General features: G+C 73.8%; 13 protein-coding genes. 11 read left to right on the top strand and 2 right to left on the bottom strand.

All coding sequences use genetic code 11. The features are described from left to right. The first annotated feature begins 69 nt into the window (after positions 1-69). The 11 genes from AB0E19_RS13910 to AB0E19_RS13860 all read left to right on the top strand — a co-directional run bounded on the left by AB0E19_RS13910 (position 70) and on the right by AB0E19_RS13860 (position 14,631). Positions 70-1,623, top strand: a complete 1,554-nt coding sequence (locus tag AB0E19_RS13910; protein ID WP_362178246.1) for a PucR family transcriptional regulator — start codon at positions 70-72, stop codon at positions 1,621-1,623. Between the two features lie 225 nt (positions 1,624-1,848). Then, complete coding sequence (locus AB0E19_RS13905) at positions 1,849-2,844, top strand: EamA family transporter (RefSeq protein ID WP_362178242.1); 996 nt, start codon at positions 1,849-1,851, stop codon at positions 2,842-2,844. A gap of 78 nt (positions 2,845-2,922) precedes the next feature. Beyond that, positions 2,923-4,404 (top strand): PQQ-binding-like beta-propeller repeat protein, encoded by a 1,482-nt coding sequence (locus AB0E19_RS13900; protein ID WP_362178239.1) that lies wholly within the window; start codon positions 2,923-2,925, stop codon positions 4,402-4,404. Between the two features lie 186 nt (positions 4,405-4,590). Continuing rightward, the gene (locus AB0E19_RS13895) at positions 4,591-6,036 is read left to right on the top strand and encodes an aldehyde dehydrogenase family protein (RefSeq protein WP_360601654.1); all 1,446 of its coding nucleotides are present in this window, start codon (positions 4,591-4,593) and stop codon (positions 6,034-6,036) included. A 163-nt stretch (positions 6,037-6,199) separates the two neighbouring features. Next, positions 6,200-7,447: a 3-phosphoshikimate 1-carboxyvinyltransferase gene (gene aroA, locus AB0E19_RS13890; RefSeq protein WP_362178235.1), complete on the top strand. Its 1,248-nt coding sequence runs from the start codon at positions 6,200-6,202 to the stop codon at positions 7,445-7,447. A gap of 34 nt (positions 7,448-7,481) precedes the next feature. Continuing rightward, positions 7,482-8,732, top strand: coding sequence for a 1-deoxy-D-xylulose-5-phosphate reductoisomerase (gene dxr, locus AB0E19_RS13885; protein ID WP_362178232.1), 1,251 nt, complete (start codon positions 7,482-7,484; stop codon positions 8,730-8,732). Further along, a complete protein-coding gene (locus tag AB0E19_RS13880) occupies positions 8,729-10,036 on the top strand; it encodes a site-2 protease family protein (RefSeq protein WP_362178229.1) in 1,308 nt (435 codons plus the stop codon). The genes dxr and AB0E19_RS13880 overlap by 4 nt, the downstream gene beginning before the upstream one ends. Before the next feature lie 104 nt (positions 10,037-10,140). Further along, positions 10,141-11,298, top strand: coding sequence for a flavodoxin-dependent (E)-4-hydroxy-3-methylbut-2-enyl-diphosphate synthase (ispG, locus tag AB0E19_RS13875; RefSeq protein WP_360601646.1), 1,158 nt, complete (start codon positions 10,141-10,143; stop codon positions 11,296-11,298). A gap of 135 nt (positions 11,299-11,433) precedes the next feature. Beyond that, positions 11,434-12,279, top strand: coding sequence for a GNAT family N-acetyltransferase (locus tag AB0E19_RS13870; protein ID WP_362178225.1), 846 nt, complete (start codon positions 11,434-11,436; stop codon positions 12,277-12,279). Between the two features lie 28 nt (positions 12,280-12,307). Beyond that, positions 12,308-12,856, top strand: a complete 549-nt coding sequence (locus AB0E19_RS13865) for a GNAT family N-acetyltransferase (RefSeq protein ID WP_362178222.1) — start codon at positions 12,308-12,310, stop codon at positions 12,854-12,856. 71 nt (positions 12,857-12,927) lie between these two features. Further along, the gene (locus AB0E19_RS13860; RefSeq protein WP_362178219.1) at positions 12,928-14,631 is read left to right on the top strand and encodes a proline--tRNA ligase; all 1,704 of its coding nucleotides are present in this window, start codon (positions 12,928-12,930) and stop codon (positions 14,629-14,631) included. A 27-nt stretch (positions 14,632-14,658) separates the two neighbouring features. Here the strand turns inward: AB0E19_RS13860 and AB0E19_RS13855 are convergent, their stop codons facing one another. Next, positions 14,659-15,537, bottom strand: a complete 879-nt coding sequence (locus AB0E19_RS13855; RefSeq protein ID WP_362178216.1) for a slipin family protein — start codon at positions 15,535-15,537, stop codon at positions 14,659-14,661. 78 nt (positions 15,538-15,615) lie between these two features. Next, positions 15,616-16,515 (bottom strand): aminoglycoside phosphotransferase family protein, encoded by a 900-nt coding sequence (locus AB0E19_RS13850; RefSeq protein WP_362178213.1) that lies wholly within the window; start codon positions 16,513-16,515, stop codon positions 15,616-15,618. Positions 16,516-16,540 lie beyond the last annotated feature (25 nt).

Here is a 16,540-nt window from a genome sequence, read left to right as displayed (position 1 = left end):
CAGCGGCGTTCCCTCGCCGGCCGCGGGTCTCGCGCCCCGGCCTCCGCTCGTAAGGTCCGCCGGTTCCCGATGCCGCCCACCCTCGCCTCGCTCGTCCACAACTCCGCGCTCCGGCTCCTGGCCCGGGCGGGGGAGGACCGTCTCGACACGCCCGTCCGCTGGGCGCACGTCAGCGAGCTGGCCGACCCCGTGCCGTACATGGAGGGCGGCGAGCTGCTGCTCACCACCGCCCTGACGCTCGACGCCGAGGACCCGGAGGCGATGCGGCGGTACGTGCGGCGGCTGCTCGGGGCCGGGGTCGTGGGGCTCGGGTTCGCCGTGGGGGTGAACTACGAGGAGATCCCGGACGCGCTCCTCGACGCCGCCCGCGCCGAGCACCTGCCGCTCCTCGAAGTGCCGCGCCGCACCCCCTTCCTCGCCATCAGCAAGGCCGTCTCCGCCGCCATCGCCGCCGACCAGTACCGCGCGGTGACCGCCGGCTTCGAGGCGCAGCGCGAGCTCACCCGCGCCGCCCTCGCCGAGGGCCCGGACGCGGTCGTCGCCCGGCTCGCCGCGCACGTCGACGGCTGGGCCGCGCTCTACGACGCCTCCGGGGCCGTCGTCGCCGTCTCGCCCGAGTGGGCGGCCCGCCGCGCCGCCCGGCTGACCCCGGACGTCGAGCGGCTGCGCGAACGCCCCGCCCCCGCCAGCGCCGTCGTCGGCGGCACGGACGACCGGGTGGAGCTGCAGTCCCTGGGAACCGGCCGCCGGGTCCGCGGCGCCCTCGCCGTCGGCACCGCCGCCCCCCTCGGCACCGCCGAGCGGTACGCCGTCCACTCCGCGATCGCCCTGCTCACCCTCACCACCGAACGCTCCCGCTCCCTCCAGGCCGCCGAGCACCGCCTCGGCGCCGCCGTGCTGCGCCTGATGCTCGCCGGGCAGTCGGAGCATGCCCGTACGGTCGCCGGCGACGTCTACGGCGGCCTCCTCGACGCCCCCTTCCGGATCCTCGTCGCCGAACCCGCCACCGCCGGCGCGTCGCCCGAACCCCCGCTCCCGGTCCTCGCCGAGGCCCTGGAGGCCGCCGCCGCCCGGGCCGGCGAGGCGGTGCTCACCGTGCCCGAGGGCGAGGAGCGGCTCGTCGTCCTCGCCGGCGACGACGGCGCGGTCGTCGCCGCCTGCGCCGGGTACGCCGAACGCGAGGCCGAGGAGGCGGGTGTCGTCGTGGGGCTCTCCGCCCCCGCCGTCCCCGGCACCGCGGCCGCCGCGCACCGGCAGGCCGAGCAGGCCCTCTCGGTGGCCCGCCGCCGCGGCCGCGCCCTCGTCGAGCACGAGGACCTGGCGGCCGGCTCCGTCCTGCCGCTCCTCGCCGACGACGCCGTACGCGCCTTCGCCGACGGCATGCTGCGGGCGCTGCGCGAACACGACGCCACCGGCCGCGGCGATCTGGTGGCCAGCCTGCGCGCCTGGCTCTCCCGGCACGGGCAGTGGGACGCCGCCGCCGCCGACCTCGGCGTGCACCGGCACACCCTGCGCTACCGGATGCGGCGCGTGGAGGAGATCCTCGGGCGTTCGCTGGACGACCCGGACGTCCGCATGGAGCTGTGGCTGGCCCTCAAGGCGACGGGGGAGGACACGCAGTAACCCCCCGGGTCGGTTCCTCACGGGCCGGCTTCCCCCGGGCCGGTTCCTCCGGGGCCGGTTCCTCCGGGGTCGGCTCCTCCCGGGTCCGTTCCTCCAGGGTCCGCTCCTCCCGGGCACCCCCCAGCTCCCCGCTCTGCCCGCGGATCCCCTTCGTTTCCCTTGCCCCTGCCCGGTCCCGGGCAGAATTCCTGGTGGGAAGCCGGGTGATTCCCTAATCTCCTGCTCATGACAAGCCCTGCCGTCGATCCTGCCTCCGCGCCCCCGGCCGGCGGCACCAAGTCCCTCCCCGCCACCGCCTCCGCCTCCGCCGCCGCCACACCCGCCCCGTCGGGCCGCCGCATCGGCGGTGCCGTGTGGGTCGCCCTCGCCATCGTCTACGTCGTCTGGGGCTCCACCTACCTCGGCATACGCTTCGTCGTCGAGACCATCCCGCCCTTCCTCGCCTCCGGCTCCCGCTTCATCGTCGCCGGGCTGCTCCTCGCCGCGATCGTCGCCTGGCGCCACGGCCCCTCCGCCCTCAAGGTGGACCGGCGCCGGCTCGGCTCCGCCGCTCTCGTCGGCGTCCTCCTCATCCTCGGCGGCAACGGCCTCGTCAACCTCGCCGAGACCACCGTCCCCTCCGGTCTCGCCGCCCTCCTCGTCGCCGCCGTCCCCGTCTTCGTCGTCCTGCTGCGCACCGCCGCGGGCGAGCGCCCCGGGCTCGGCGCGTACGGCGGCGTCCTGATCGGGCTCGGCGGCCTCGCCGTCCTCACCGTTCCCGGGCTCAGTGGCGAGGTCGGCATCGGCGGCGTCCTGCTCGTCCTCCTCGCCGCCCTGCTCTGGTCGGCCGGCACCGTCTCCTCCGCACGCCTGCCGATGCCCGCCAACCCCTTCACCGCCAGCGTGTACGAGATGCTCGCCGGCGGCATCGGCGGCGTCGTCGTGGGCCTGCTCCGGGGCGAGCACCGCGGCTTCGACCCGGGCGCCGTCGCCACCAGCTCCTGGGTGGCCCTCGGCTACCTGGTCGTCTTCGGCTCGCTGATCGCCTTCACCGCGTACGCCTGGCTGATCCAGTCCGCCCCGGTCTCGCTCGCCGCCACCTACGCCTACGTCAATCCGGTCGTCGCCGTACTGCTCGGCACGCTGATCCTGAGCGAGGCCCTGACCTGGCCGATCGTGCTCGGCGGCGCGATCGTCGTGGCCGCCGTCTGCCTGATCGTCTCCACCGAACGGAGGGGGTGACGGGTTCAGGCCGTCCTGGCCCTAATCTGATCCCTCGTATCCGATGGACGTGAGCATGACGACGGGGGTGGGGTCCGGGTGGCCACGGCGACGAAGGCGGCCGGCCGAGCGGACGGCGACGGCGCGAGGAACGGCAAGGCGGGCGGCGGCGCCGGGAACGGGAAGGCGAAGGACGGCACCCGGAACGGGAAGGCGAAGGACGGCACCCGGAACGGCGGCACGCCGCCGCCCGCCTCGCGGGCCGTCCGGTACACCGTCGTGGGCGGCCTCCTCCTCGCCCTCCTCGCCGGAGTCGGCGGCATCACCGTCGGCGTCCTCGCCGACCAGGGCTACCTCCCCGGCGACTCGATGCGCGAGGTGTGGAACACCCCGTACGGCGACCACGGCTCCTCGGAGTCCGGCAACGCCTCCTGGGCCTCCGGCGACACCCTCGCAGCCTCCCGCGCCGACGGCGTCACCGGCTACGACGCCCGCACCGGCGCCCGGCGCTGGCGCCACGAGCCGGTCGACGGCGCCACCGTCTGCTCCGTCAGCCGGACCGCCGCCGACGGCGTCGTCCTGATCGCCGAGGGCACCCCCAGCACCCTGGGCGAGCCCGCGAAGGGCGCGGGCTGCGCCACCGTCACCGCCCTCGACCTCGCGCGGGGCCGCGAGCTGTGGCGCACCACCCGCGTCGCGGCCACCGACCTGATCCAGGACGAGCGGGACCTCGTCGCCGTCGGCGGCGGCCTCGCCGTCGTCCGCGACGAGGACCCCGACTGGTCGTACTCCTGGGCCGGCGAGCGCCCCGGCTCCGTCCGCCCGGACCGCGCCCTGCGCGCCCTCGACCTGCGCACCGGCAAGCCCCGCTGGACGGCCCGGATGCCGAAGGGGTGCGTGCCGTACCGCGTCGCCGCCGCCGAGCGCCAGGTCCTCGCGCTGCTCGTCTGCGACCGCGTGGACATCCGGCTGGCCGCCTTCGACCCGGCGAACGGCAAGCACCGCTGGAACACCCCGCTCGACGAGCGGCGGCACGTCCAGCCGATCCCCCACGCCCCCGAGTTCCTCTCCGCCGACCCGGTGGTGGTGCGCGTCGGCAGCCTCGACGAGAGCGGCGCCGACACGTTCCTCTCCTTCTCCGCCGACGGACGCCCCCAGGGCCGTATCGCCTCCGGAGGGCCCAACGACGACTTCGAGGGCGACCGGCCCGCCGTGGCGAAGGTCGCCTACGGCCGCCTGTACCTCATCGGCTCCGTCTTCCAGGACACCGTCACCGCCTTCGACCTGCGCAGCGGCCGGCGCCTGTGGCGGGCCCGGCTGGAGCTCCGCGAGGACGCCCTCGGCCTGGGGATCGCCGGGGGCCGGGTCACCGTGCCGGTCGACCTCTACGGCTCGTCCGCCGAGGACGGGCTCGTGGTCCTCGACGCCGACACCGGCGACGAGCGCGACCTGCGCACCTTCCCCGACTCGGTCGCCTCCTCCACCGGCGACCTCCAGGACGTCCTCTTCCACGAGGGGCGGCTGGTCCTCGCCCGGACCGCGGGATACGACCGGCCCTTCACGGCGTACGAGGAGCGCTGACCGGCACCGGACCGCCGGCCGCTCCGCCGTCGCGCCACCACCGCTTCCTTCGCCTCTTCGGCCGAAGCGGACAGACCGACACCGCCACCACTCCACCACGGACAAACGTCACCCGTGCGTCCCGGCCCTAACGTGGGGACCAGAGCAACCGCTCGCACCCCGAAACGGAAAGGGCCGGGACGCACAATGACGACCACCCACGCCTTCTGGGTCGCCGGCCGCGAGGCCACCGGCGACACCACCTTCGACGTCACGAACTCGTACGACGGACGTCTGGTCGGCAAGGTCGCCGTGCCCACCGAGGCCCAGGTCGAGGAGGCCGTCGCCGCCGCCCACGCGGTAGTCGACGAGTTCGCCGCCACCCCGGCGCACGTCCGCGCCGCCGCCCTCGACCACGTGTCGAAGCGGCTCGCCGAGCGCACCGAGGAGATCGCCCAGGTCATCTCCGCCGAGAACGGCAAGCCCATCAAGTGGGCCCGCGGCGAGGTCGGCCGCGCCGTCTCCGTCTTCCGTTTCGCCGCCGAGGAGGCCCGCCGCTGGAACGCCGGCGAGGCCCAGCGCCTGGACACCGAGGCCGGCGGCGCGGGCCGCCTCGCCCTCACCCGCCGCGTGCCCAAGGGCGTCGTCCTCGGCATCGCGCCCTTCAACTTCCCGCTGAACCTCAGCGCCCACAAGGTCGCCCCGGCCATCGCCGTCGGTGCCCCGATCATCCTCAAGCCGGCCCCGGCCACCCCGATCTCCTCCCTCATCCTGGGCGAGATCCTGGCCGAGACCGACCTGCCGGCCGGCTCCTGGTCGATCCTCACCGTCCCGAACGACCGGATGCCCGCCCTCGTCCAGGACGAGCGCCTCCCGGTCATCTCCTTCACCGGCTCGGACAAGGTCGGCTACGCCATCCAGGCCTCCGTGCCGCACAAGCACTGCACCCTGGAGCTCGGCGGCAACGCCGCCGCCGTCGTCCTCGCCGACTGGTCCTCCGAGGCCGACCTGGACTGGGCCGCGACCCGCATCGCGACCTTCTCCAACTACCAGGGCGGCCAGTCCTGCATCTCCGTGCAGCGCGTGATCGCCGACGCCTCCGTCTACGACCGCCTGCTCCCGAAGATCGTCGCGGCCGTCGAGGCCCAGGTCACGGGCGACCCGGCGGACGACGCCACCGACGTCGGCCCGCTCGTCGACGAGGCCGCCGCCCAGCGCGTCGAGTCCTGGGTCGACGAGGCCGTCGCGGCCGGCGCCAAGCTCCTCGCCGGCGGCAAGCGCGAGGGCGCGAGCTACGCCCCGACCGTCCTCACCGAGCTCCCGGCGGACGTCACCCTGGCCCGCGCCGAGGTCTTCGGCCCGGTCCTCACGGTCGCCAAGGTCGACGGCGAGGCCGAGGCCTTCGCCGCCGTCAACGACTCGGACTTCGGCCTCCAGGCCGGCGTCTTCACCCACGACCTGCAGACCGCCTTCCGCGCCCACCGCGCCCTGGAGGTCGGCGGCGTGATCGTCGGCGACGTCCCCTCGTACCGCGCCGACCAGATGCCGTACGGCGGCGCCAAGCGCTCCGGCACCGGCCGCGAGGGCGTCGCGTACGCCATGGACGACTACACCTACGAGCGCGTGCTGGTCCTCACCGGCCTCGCCCTGTAGGACCCGCGTCCCACGAGACCAGGCGGTCCGAGCCCACTGTGCGGGGGCTCGGGCCGCCTCTCGTGCGTGCTCCCGCGGTCGTACGCCTCCCCCCGCGGCCCCGCCCGTCCACGGAGCGGACCGCGCCGACGGGCACCCCGCCCCGCGCGGCAGGATGACCGGCGTGACCGTCATCGACATCCCCGGCTCCAAGTCCGTCACCGCCCGCGCGCTCTTCCTCGCCGCCGCCGCGGAGGGCACCACCACCCTTCTGCGCCCCCTCGTCTCCGACGACACCGAGGGCTTCGCCGAAGGCCTCGGCGCCCTCGGCTACACCGTCCGGAAGGAGCCCGGCGCCTGGCACATCGAGGGCCGCCCGGCCGGACCGGGGACCGCGGACGCCGACGTGTACTGCCGCGACGGCGCCACCACCGCCCGCTTCCTGCCCGCCCTCGCCTCCGCCGGCCACGGCACCTTCCGCTTCGACGCCTCCGCGCAGATGCGCCGCCGCCCGCTCGGCCCGCTCTCCACCGCCCTGCGCGAGCTCGGCGTCGACCTGCGGCACGGCGGGAAGGACGGCCACCACCCGCTCGCCGTGCACGCCGCCGGAGTGAAGGGCGGCGCGCTCACCCTCGACGCGGGCCAGTCCTCCCAGTATCTGACGGCCCTGCTGATGCTCGGCCCGCTCACCGCCGAGGGCCTGGACATCACGGTCACCGACCTGGTCTCGGAGCCGTACGTCGAGATCACCCTGGCGATGATGCGCGCCTTCGGCGCGGACGTGCGCCGGGAGGACGACGAGCGGGGCCGCACCTACCGCGTCGCCCCCACCGGCTACCGCGCCCGCTCCTACGGCATCGAGCCCGACGCCTCCACGGCCGGCTACTTCTTCGCCGCCGCGGCCCTCCGGCCCGGGGGCTCCGTCACCGTCCCCGGCCTCGGCACCGGCGCCCTCCAGGGCGACCTCGCCTTCGTCGACGTGCTGCGCCGCATGGGCGCCGACGTCGAGGTGACCGCCGGCTCCACCACCGTCCGTTCCACCGGCACCCTGCGCGGACTCACCGTCACCATGCGGGACATCTCCGACACCATGCCGACCCTCGCCGCGATCGCCCCCTTCGCCGACGGGCCGGTCCGCATCGAGGACGTCGCCAACACCCGGGTCAAGGAGTGCGACCGGCTCGACGCCTGCGCCGAGAACCTCCGCCGCCTCGGCGTCACCGTCACCACCGGCCCCGACTGGATCCAGATCGAGCCCGGCACGCCGTCCGGCCCCGCCGAGATCGCCACCCACGGCGACCACCGGATCGTCATGTCCTTCGCCGTCACCGCCCTGCTCACCCCCGGCATCACCTTCGACGACCCCGGCTGCGTCAAGAAGACCTTCCCCGACTTCCACCACGAGTTCGGCGCGTTCGCCCGGACCCCGTGAAGAGCCCACAGCGTTTGGGGCAAGAATGGGGGGCATGAGCGACCGCCCCTCTCCTCTCGCCGACCCCCACCTTGCCTTCGACCCCGCCGAAGGCCGCCGGGACATCGTCGTCCTCGGCTCGACGGGATCCATCGGCACCCAGGCCATCGATCTGGTGCTGCGCCACCCCGACCGCTTCCGGGTCACCGCCCTCGCCGCCTCCGGCAGCCGGATCGGCCTGCTCGCCGAGCAGGCCCACCGCCTCCGGGTCGCCCAGGTCGCCGTCGCGCGCGAGGAGACCGTGGCGGAGCTGCGTACGGCCCTGGGGGCGTTGTACGGCTCCGAGCCGCTGCCCGAGCTCCTCGCCGGTCCCGACGCCGCGAAAGAGCTCGCCGCCTCCCCGTGCCACACGGTCCTCAACGGCATCACCGGCTCCATCGGCCTCGCGCCGACCCTCGCCGCCCTGGAGGCCGGCCGCACCCTCGCCCTCGCCAACAAGGAGTCGCTGATCGTCGGCGGCCCGCTGGTGAAGGCGCTCGCCAAGCCCGGCCAGATCATCCCGGTCGACTCCGAGCACGCCGCGCTCTTCCAGGCGCTCGCCGCCGGCACCCGCGCCGACGTCCGCAAGCTGGTCGTCACCGCCTCCGGAGGCCCCTTCCGCGGCCGCACCCGGGCCGACCTGGAGCAGGTGACCCGCGAGGACGCGCTGGCCCACCCGACCTGGGCGATGGGCCCGGTCATCACGGTCAACAGCGCGACCCTGGTCAACAAGGGCCTGGAGGTCATCGAGGCGCACCTCCTCTACGACATCCCCTTCGACCGGATCGAGGTCGTCGTCCACCCCCAGTCGTACGTCCACTCGATGGTCGAGTTCACCGACGGCTCCACCCTCGCCCAGGCCACCCCGCCCGACATGCGCGGTCCCATCGCGATCGGCATCGGCTGGCCCGAGCGGGTCCCCGACGCGGCCCCCGCCTTCGACTGGACCAAGGCCTCCACCTGGGAGTTCTTCCCGCTCGACGACGAGGCCTTCCCGTCGGTGAACCTCGCCCGGCACGTCGGCGAGCTCGGCGGCACCGCCCCCGCCGTCTTCAACGCCGCCAACGAGGAGTGCGTCGAGGCGTTCCTCGCCGGCCGGCTCCCCTTCAACGGCATCATGGACACCGTCACGGCGGTCGTCACCGAACACGGTCGGCCCACCGGGGGAACCTCCCTGACGGTGCCGGACGTCCTGGAAGCGGAGACCTGGGCACGGGCCCGGGCCCGAGAGCTCGCAGCGAAGGCAACCGCGGAGGCACGCGCATGACGGAAGCGCTCCTGTACGTCCTGGGCATCGTCCTGTTCGCCCTGGGACTGCTCGTCTCCATCGCCTGGCACGAGCTCGGCCACCTCTCGACGGCCAAGCTCTTCGGCATCCGCGTGCCCCAGTACATGGTCGGCTTCGGCCCCACCATCTGGTCGAAGAAGCGCGGCGAGACCGAGTACGGCATCAAGGCCATCCCGGCCGGCGGCTACATCCGCATGATCGGCATGTTCCCGCCCGGCGAGGACGGCAAGATCGAGGCCCGCTCCACCTCGCCCTGGCGCTCCATGATCGAGGACGCCCGCGAGGCCTCCTACGAGGAGCTCCAGCCCGGCGACGAGACCCGGCTCTTCTACACGCGCAAGCCGTGGAAGCGCGTGATCGTCATGTTCGCCGGACCGTTCATGAACCTGGTCCTCGCCCTCGGCCTCTTCTACGGCTCGCTGATGACCCTCGGCATCGAGCAGCAGACCACCAAGGTCGCCGGCGTCCAGAAGTGCGTCATCAAGCAGGACGCCGGCCGCGACGCCTGCGCGGCGGGCGATCCGGTCTCCCCGGCGTTCAAGGCCGGCCTGCGGGAGGGCGACACCATCGTCGCCTTCGACGGCACCCCCGTCTCCGACTGGAACACCCTCTCGGACCGCATCCGGGACACCATCGGCCCCGCCACCATCACCGTGGAGCGGGCCGGGCAGCGCCTCGACCTGCACCCGACCCTCGTCTCCAACCAGGTCCTGAAGAAGGACGAGGACGGCCAGATCGTCCGGCCCGCCGCGTACGTCCCCGCCGGCTACCTCGGCTTCCAGGCGGGCAGCGCGGTCGCGCCGCTCTCCTTCGTCGAGACCACCGAGCGCATGGGCGACCTCCTGGAGAACGGCGTCGAGTCGGTCATCGCCCTCCCCGGCAAGATCCCCGGCCTGTGGGACGCCACCTTCGGCGACGGCGAGCGCGCCGAGGACTCCCCGGTCGGCGTCGTCGGCGCCGCCCGCATCACCGGTGAACTCATGACCGTGGACGCCCCGCCGGAGCGGATCCTCGTCATGTTCATGAACCTGCTGGTGTACTTCAACGTCTCGCTGTTCCTGTTCAACATGCTCCCGCTGCTGCCGCTCGACGGCGGCCACATCGCGGGCGCCCTGTGGGAGTCGGTCCGCCGGCACACCGCCCGGCTCTTCAAGCGGGCCGACCCCGGCCCGTTCGACGTGGCCAAGCTGATGCCCGCCGCCTACGTGGTCGCCGGCGTCTTCGTCTGTTTCACGCTGCTCGTGCTCGCCGCCGACCTCGTCAACCCGGTGAAGCTGACGTAGCCCTCAGGGGGGCCGTCCACCGCCGTGTCCGGCCCCCCGCCCCCGGGGCGGTAACCTCGGAAGCCCGAGCCCGCCGACGCACGACCTTGAGGTTGCACAAACTCATGACCGCGATTTCTCTCGGTATCCCCTCTGTCCCGACCCGGCTCGCCGAGCGCCGCAAGAGCCGGCAGATCCAGGTCGGCAGCGTGGCCGTCGGCGGTGACGCACCCGTCTCGGTGCAGTCGATGACGACGACCCGTACGTCCGACATCGGCGCCACCCTCCAGCAGATCGCCGAGCTGACCGCCTCCGGCTGCCAGATCGTCCGGGTGGCCTGCCCGACCCAGGACGACGCCGACGCGCTCGCCACCATCGCGCGGAAGTCCTCGATCCCCGTGATCGCCGACATCCACTTCCAGCCGAAGTACGTCTTCGCCGCGATCGACGCGGGCTGCGCGGCGGTCCGCGTCAACCCCGGCAACATCAAGCAGTTCGACGACAAGGTCAAGGAGATCGCCCGGGCCGCGAAGGACGCGGGCACCCCGATCCGCATCGGCGTCAACGCCGGCTCCCTCGACGCCCGCCTCCTGAAGAAGTACGGCAAGGCCACCCCCGAGGCGCTCGTCGAGTCCGCCCTCTGGGAGGCGTCCCTCTTCGAGGAGCACGACTTCCGCGACATCAAGATCTCGGTCAAGCACAACGACCCGGTCGTCATGGTCGAGGCCTACCGCCAGCTCGCCGCCCAGTGCGACTACCCGCTGCACCTCGGCGTCACCGAGGCCGGCCCCGCCTTCCAGGGCACCATCAAGTCGGCCGTCGCCTTCGGCGCCCTGCTCTCCCAGGGCATCGGCGACACCATCCGGGTCTCCCTCTCCGCCCCGCCGGCCGAGGAGATCAAGGTCGGCATGCAGATCCTGGAGTCGCTCAACCTCCGCCAGCGCCGTCTGGAGATCGTCTCCTGCCCGTCCTGCGGCCGCGCCCAGGTCGACGTGTACAAGCTCGCCGAGGAGGTCACCGCCGGCCTCGACGGCATGACCGTCCCGCTCCGCGTCGCCGTCATGGGCTGCGTCGTCAACGGCCCGGGCGAGGCCCGCGAGGCCGACCTCGGCGTCGCCTCCGGCAACGGCAAGGGCCAGATCTTCGTCAAGGGCGAGGTCATCAAGACCGTCCCCGAGTCGAAGATCGTCGAGACCCTCATCGAGGAAGCCCTCAAGATCGCCGAGCAGATGGAGAAGGACGGCGTCGCCAGCGGCGAGCCGACCGTCGCCATCGCCGGCTGAGGCACCCGACCACCCGGAACCCCGCCGCCCCCACCCGCAGGGGGGACGGCGGGGTTTCGCCATGAGCGGGAGCCCTTCCCAGATCCTGGGGGTAAGGTGCCAGGACCAGCAGAACCCGCACGGTGAGGCCCCCTCGTGTTGACACAGACCACCACCCGGGTCCTCGAACCCGCCGACCTCGGCGCCGCACTCGCCGTCCTGGAGAGCGCCCCCGTCGAGAACGCCTTCGTGACCGCCCGCGTCCGCGTCGCCGGGCTCGACCCGTGGCGGCTGGGCGGCGAGATGTGGGGCTGGTACACCGAGGGCCGGCTCACCTCGCTCTGTTACTCCGGCGCCAACCTCGTCCCGATCTGCGCCACCCCCGAGGCCGTGCGCGCCTTCGCCGAGCGGGCCCGCCGGATCGGCCGCCGCTGCTCCTCGATCGTCGGCCCGGCCGGCCCCACCGCCGAGCTGTGGCGGCTCCTCGAACCCTCCTGGGGCCCCGCCCGCGACGTCCGCGCCCACCAGCCCCTCATGGTCGCCGAGGAGCCGTCCGCGACGGTCGGCCCCGACCCGCTCGTCCGCCGGGTCCGCAAGGACGAGATGGACGTGATCATGCCCGCCTGCGTCGCCATGTTCACCGAGGAGGTCGGCGTCTCCCCGATGGCCGGCGACGGCGGGCTGCTCTACCAGGCCCGGGTCGCCGAGCTCGTCGCCGCCGGCCGCTCCTTCGCCCGCATCGACGACGGCAAGGTCGTCTTCAAGGCCGAGATCGGCGCCGCCACCCGCCAGGCCTGCCAGATCCAGGGCGTCTGGGTCGCCCCCGAGCACCGGGGGAGGGGCCTCTCCGAGACCGGCATGGCCGCCGTCCTCCAGTACGCCCTCGCCGACGTCGCGCCCGTCGTCAGCCTGTACGTCAACGACTACAACACCCCCGCCCGCGCCGCCTACCGCAGGGTCGGGTTCCGCGAGACCGGCGCCTTCATGAGCGTGCTGTTCTGAACCGGCGGCCGCTTGTAGGGTGCGCCGCATGGACGCCGCCGCCCTCGCCGTGATCGGACCCGTCAACCTCGCCGCCCGGGTGGACGAGGCGCTCGCCGTACAGGCGGTCGCCTTCGGCCTCGACGCCGAGGAGGTCGCCGTACGCCGCCACATCGTGCTGCGGCACCTGATGAACCCCGGCGCCCGCGCCTACGGGGCCACGACCCCCGACGGGCGGCTCGTCGGCTTCGTGTACGGGATGCCCAACGACCGCACCCACTGGTGGTCCACCGTCGTGGAGCCGTACCTGCGCGCCACCGGCACCGCCGACTGGCTCGACGCCTCCTTCGTCATCACCGAGCTCCACGTCCACCCCGACTTCCAGGGAATCGGCCTCGGCCGCGGGCTGATCACCACCATCACCGACACCGCCGACGAGAAGCGCTCCATCCTCTCGGCCATCGACACCGAGTCCCCGGCCCGCGGCCTCTACCGCTCCCTCGGCTACACCGACCTCGCCCGCCAGGTCCACTTCCCGAGCGCCGCCCGCCCGTACGCGGTGATGGGCGCGCCGCTCCCGCTCCCGCGCCGGAACTGATTTCTCGCGGGCGGGGCCGCCCGGATAACCTCGGGGCCATCATCTTCAGTCCCGGCAGGAGTACGAGAACCATGGCCAACGCACCGGTCCAGCGCATGTCCCAGTTGATGGCGAAGACGCTGCGCGACGACCCGGCGGACGCCGAGGTCCTCTCCCACAAGCTCCTCGTCCGTGCCGGTTACGTCCGCCGCACCGCCGCCGGCATCTGGAGCTGGCTGCCGCTCGGCAAGAAGGTCCTCTCCAACGTGGAGCGGATCGTCCGCGAGGAGATGGACGCCGTCGGCGCCCAGGAGGTCTCCCTCCCCGCGCTGCTGCCCCGCGAGCCCTACGAGGCCACCGGCCGCTGGGACGAGTACGGCGCCGAGCTCTTCCGCCTCCAGGACCGCAAGGGCGGCGACTACCTCCTCGGCCCCACCCACGAGGAGATCTTCACCCTCCTGGTCAAGGACCAGTGCTCGTCCTACAAGGACCTGCCGGTCATCCTGTACCAGATCCAGACCAAGTTCCGTGACGAGGCCCGCCCCCGCGCCGGCATCCTGCGCGGCCGCGAGTTCCTCATGAAGGACTCCTACTCCTTCGACACCGAGGACGAGGGCCTGGCCCGGTCGTACGGCCTGCACCGCGAGGCCTACCAGCGGATCTTCGAGCGCCTCGGCCTCGACTACCGCATCTGCGCCGCCACCGCCGGCGCCATGGGCGGCTCCAAGTCCGAGGAGTTCCTCGCCCCGGCCGAGGCCGGCGAGGACACCTTCGCCGACTGCCCGAACTGCGACTTCGCGGCCAACACGGAGGCGGTCCACCAGGAGGTCAAGGCGGTCGACGGCTCCGCCGTCCCCGCCGCCGAGGAGATCCCCACCCCGGACACCCCCACCATCGAGACCCTCGCCGCCTCCCTCGGCGTCCCGGCCTCCGCCACCCTCAAGAACCTCCTGGTGAAGGTCGACGGCGAGATCGTCGCGATCGGCGTGCCCGGCGACCGCGAGGTCGACATGGACAAGGTCGAGGAGCACTTCGGCCCCACGGCCGCGGTCGAGCTGGTGACGGAGGAGGACTTCGCGGTCCGCCCCGACCTGGTGCGCGGCTACGTCGGCCCCCAGGGCCTGGAGAAGGTCACCTACCTCGCCGACCCGCGCGTGGCCCCCGGCACCTCCTGGATCACCGGCGCCAACAAGGAGGGCATGCACGCGAAGAACGTCGTCGCGGGCCGTGACTTCGAGGTGTCCGAGTACGTCGACGTGGTCGTCGTCCAGGAGGGCGACCCCTGCCCCCGGTGCGGCACCGGCCTCAAGCTGGACCGGGCGATCGAGATCGGCCACATCTTCCAGCTCGGCCGCAAGTACGCGGACGCGCTGAAGCTCGACGTCCTCGGCCAGAACGGCAAGCCCGTCCGCGTCACCATGGGCTCGTACGGCATCGGCGTCTCCCGCGCCGTCGCCGCGCTCGCCGAGCAGACCGCCGACGACAAGGGCCTGTGCTGGCCGGCCGAGGTGGCCCCCGCCGACGTCCACGTCGTCGCCGCCGGCAAGGCGCTCCAGACCGAACTGGCCCTGGAGGTCTCCGACAAGCTCGCGGCCGCGGGCCTGCGCGTCCTGGTCGACGACCGCGCCGGCGTCTCCCCGGGCGTCAAGTTCACCGACGCGGAGCTGATGGGCGTCCCGAAGATCCTCGTCGCCGGCCGCCGCGCCGCCGAGGGCGTCCTGGAACTGAAGGACCGCCGCACCGGCGAGCGCGAGGAGCTCACGGTCGAGGCGGCCCTGGCGGCCCTCACCGCCTGATCCCCGGGCTGCGCGCCCCGCGGGCCGTCACGCGGCCATGTCGCCCGGCGTCGCGCGGGGCGCGGGGTCCACGGACGGACCGGTGAGGTCCTCGACGGGGGGCAGCGGCGCCGGCGGCGGCATCGGGGGCGCGGCCGCCGGCGGTTCCGGGGTCGCCCGTTCCAGGAAGCGGAGGAGCTCCACCGGGATCGGGAGGACCAGGGTCGAGTTCTTCTCGGCCGCCACGGCCATGACCGTCTGGAGGAGGCGGAGCTGGAGGGCCGACGGGGCCTCCGCCATCTGGTGCGCCGCCTCCGCCAGCTTCTTCGAGGCCTGGAGTTCCGCGTCCGCGTTGATCAGACGGGCGCGGCGCTCCCGGTCCGCCTCCGCCTGGCGGGCCATGGAGCGCTTCATGGTCTCCGGCAGGGACACGTCCTTGATCTCGACGCGGTCGATCTGCACGCCCCACCCGATCGCGGGGGAGTCGAGCATCAGCTCAAGGCCCTGGTTGAGCTTCTCGCGGTTGGACAGCAGGTCGTCGAGGTCGCTCTTGCCGATGATCGACCGCAGCGAGGTCTGCGCCATCTGCGAGACCGCGAACTTGTAGTCCTCGACCCTGACCAGGGCCTCCGCCGCGTCGACCACCCGGAAGTAGACGACCGCGTCGACGCGTACCGTCACGTTGTCCCGGGTGATGCCCTCCTGCGCGGGCACCGGCATCGTGACGATCTGCATGTTCACCTTGTGGAGCCGGTCCACCGCCGGGACGATCATCGTGAAGCCGGGCGCCCGCACCTGGCCGCGCAGCCGGCCGAAGCGGAAGACGACGCCCCGCTCGTACTGCTTCACCACACGGGCCGCCGCACCGACGTACGCGACGGCGGCCACCCCCGTCGCCGCTGCGGCCATCAGGAGTTCTTCGAGCATCACGGCCCCCTGACAAAGGGATACAAAAAGGGTATTCCCCTTCTCGGGGCCCGCGAACTCGCGGCCGGCCCGGGAACCTCAGAGCCAGCCGGCGAACTCCAGGAGCCATTCGGCCTCCTGCCGCCGCCCGGCGGCCAGCGCCCGCGTGCCGGACTCGACGGCCCGGAAGAGCGTCCAGCCGCGCAGCCGCTCCCGGTCCACGTCGAGCGAGTCGGCCAGCTTGTTCACCCGCCGTCGCGCGGCCGGCGCGCCGGCGGAGGCGGCCACCAGGTCCTCGACCCGGTCGCGGACCAGCCGGGCCAGGTCGTAGGCGCGCTCGCCGACGAGCGGGTCGGGGCCGACGGCCAGCCAGGGCGCCCGGTCGCCGGCGAGGACCTTGCCCTGCCGGAAGTCCCCGTGCAGCAGCACCTCGTCCGCGGCCCCGGCGAGCAGCTCCTCGCGGGCCCCCAGGGCCGAGGCGACGAGCCCGCCGGCGACGGCGTCGGAGGCGTACGGCCGCATCGCCTCGGCGAGCCGCGCGGTCCGCTCGGCCAGCGACTCGAAGCCGTGCCCGGCCGGCGGCTCGACCCACAGCTTCCGGACCGTCCCGGCGGCCTCCAGGAGCGCCTTGGCCTCCGGCAGCGAGCGCAGCGACACCTCCGGGTGCAGGCGTTCGAGGACGAGGGCGTCCTCCGGCGCCTCGGCGCGGAGCTGGACGGCGCCCCAGCCGTTCCAGTGCGCGAGGGCGTCCCGCTCCAGGGCCGGCCGGGTGAACGGCGGCGCGATCTTCAGCGCGGCGGGCGTGCCGTCGGCCTCGCGGACGAGCAGCACCAGGCTGCCGCGGCCGCCGGGGGCGACCACCCGCTCGACGGTCACTCCGGCCGCCTCGGGGAGCCGCTCGGCGAGGCCGGGGAGCCGCCCGAGCCACTCGGCCGCGGCGGTCTCGCCGTACTTCTCGTGGAGCGCCGTGACCAGTCGCCGGGGCGCTTCGAAACCCATGTGCGTGCCTTGTTCCTTCTCCTTG

It is taken from the genome of Streptomyces sp. NPDC047974 (genome assembly GCF_040653375.1).
Taxonomy (GTDB): domain Bacteria; phylum Actinomycetota; class Actinomycetes; order Streptomycetales; family Streptomycetaceae; genus Streptomyces.
The sequence above is the reverse complement of the archived record's forward strand: the minus strand, read 5'-3'. Positions and strand labels throughout refer to the sequence as shown.

What these genes read in the sequence shown, in the direction of transcription:
- dxr (WP_362178232.1), top strand. Translation starts at nt 7,482, where the DNA reads ATGAGCGACCGCCCCTCTCCTCTCGCCGACCCCCACCTTGCCTTCGAC.
- AB0E19_RS13850 (WP_362178213.1), bottom strand. Translation starts at nt 16,515, where the DNA reads ATGGGTTTCGAAGCGCCCCGGCGACTGGTCACGGCGCTCCACGAGAAG.
- ispG (WP_360601646.1), top strand. Translation starts at nt 10,141, where the DNA reads ATGACCGCGATTTCTCTCGGTATCCCCTCTGTCCCGACCCGGCTCGCC.
- AB0E19_RS13910 (WP_362178246.1), top strand. Translation starts at nt 70, where the DNA reads ATGCCGCCCACCCTCGCCTCGCTCGTCCACAACTCCGCGCTCCGGCTC.
- AB0E19_RS13855 (WP_362178216.1), bottom strand. Translation starts at nt 15,537, where the DNA reads ATGCTCGAAGAACTCCTGATGGCCGCAGCGGCGACGGGGGTGGCCGCC.
- AB0E19_RS13905 (WP_362178242.1), top strand. Translation starts at nt 1,849, where the DNA reads ATGACAAGCCCTGCCGTCGATCCTGCCTCCGCGCCCCCGGCCGGCGGC.
- AB0E19_RS13880 (WP_362178229.1), top strand. Translation starts at nt 8,729, where the DNA reads ATGACGGAAGCGCTCCTGTACGTCCTGGGCATCGTCCTGTTCGCCCTG.
- AB0E19_RS13895 (WP_360601654.1), top strand. Translation starts at nt 4,591, where the DNA reads ATGACGACCACCCACGCCTTCTGGGTCGCCGGCCGCGAGGCCACCGGC.
- AB0E19_RS13860 (WP_362178219.1), top strand. Translation starts at nt 12,928, where the DNA reads ATGGCCAACGCACCGGTCCAGCGCATGTCCCAGTTGATGGCGAAGACG.
- AB0E19_RS13865 (WP_362178222.1), top strand. Translation starts at nt 12,308, where the DNA reads ATGGACGCCGCCGCCCTCGCCGTGATCGGACCCGTCAACCTCGCCGCC.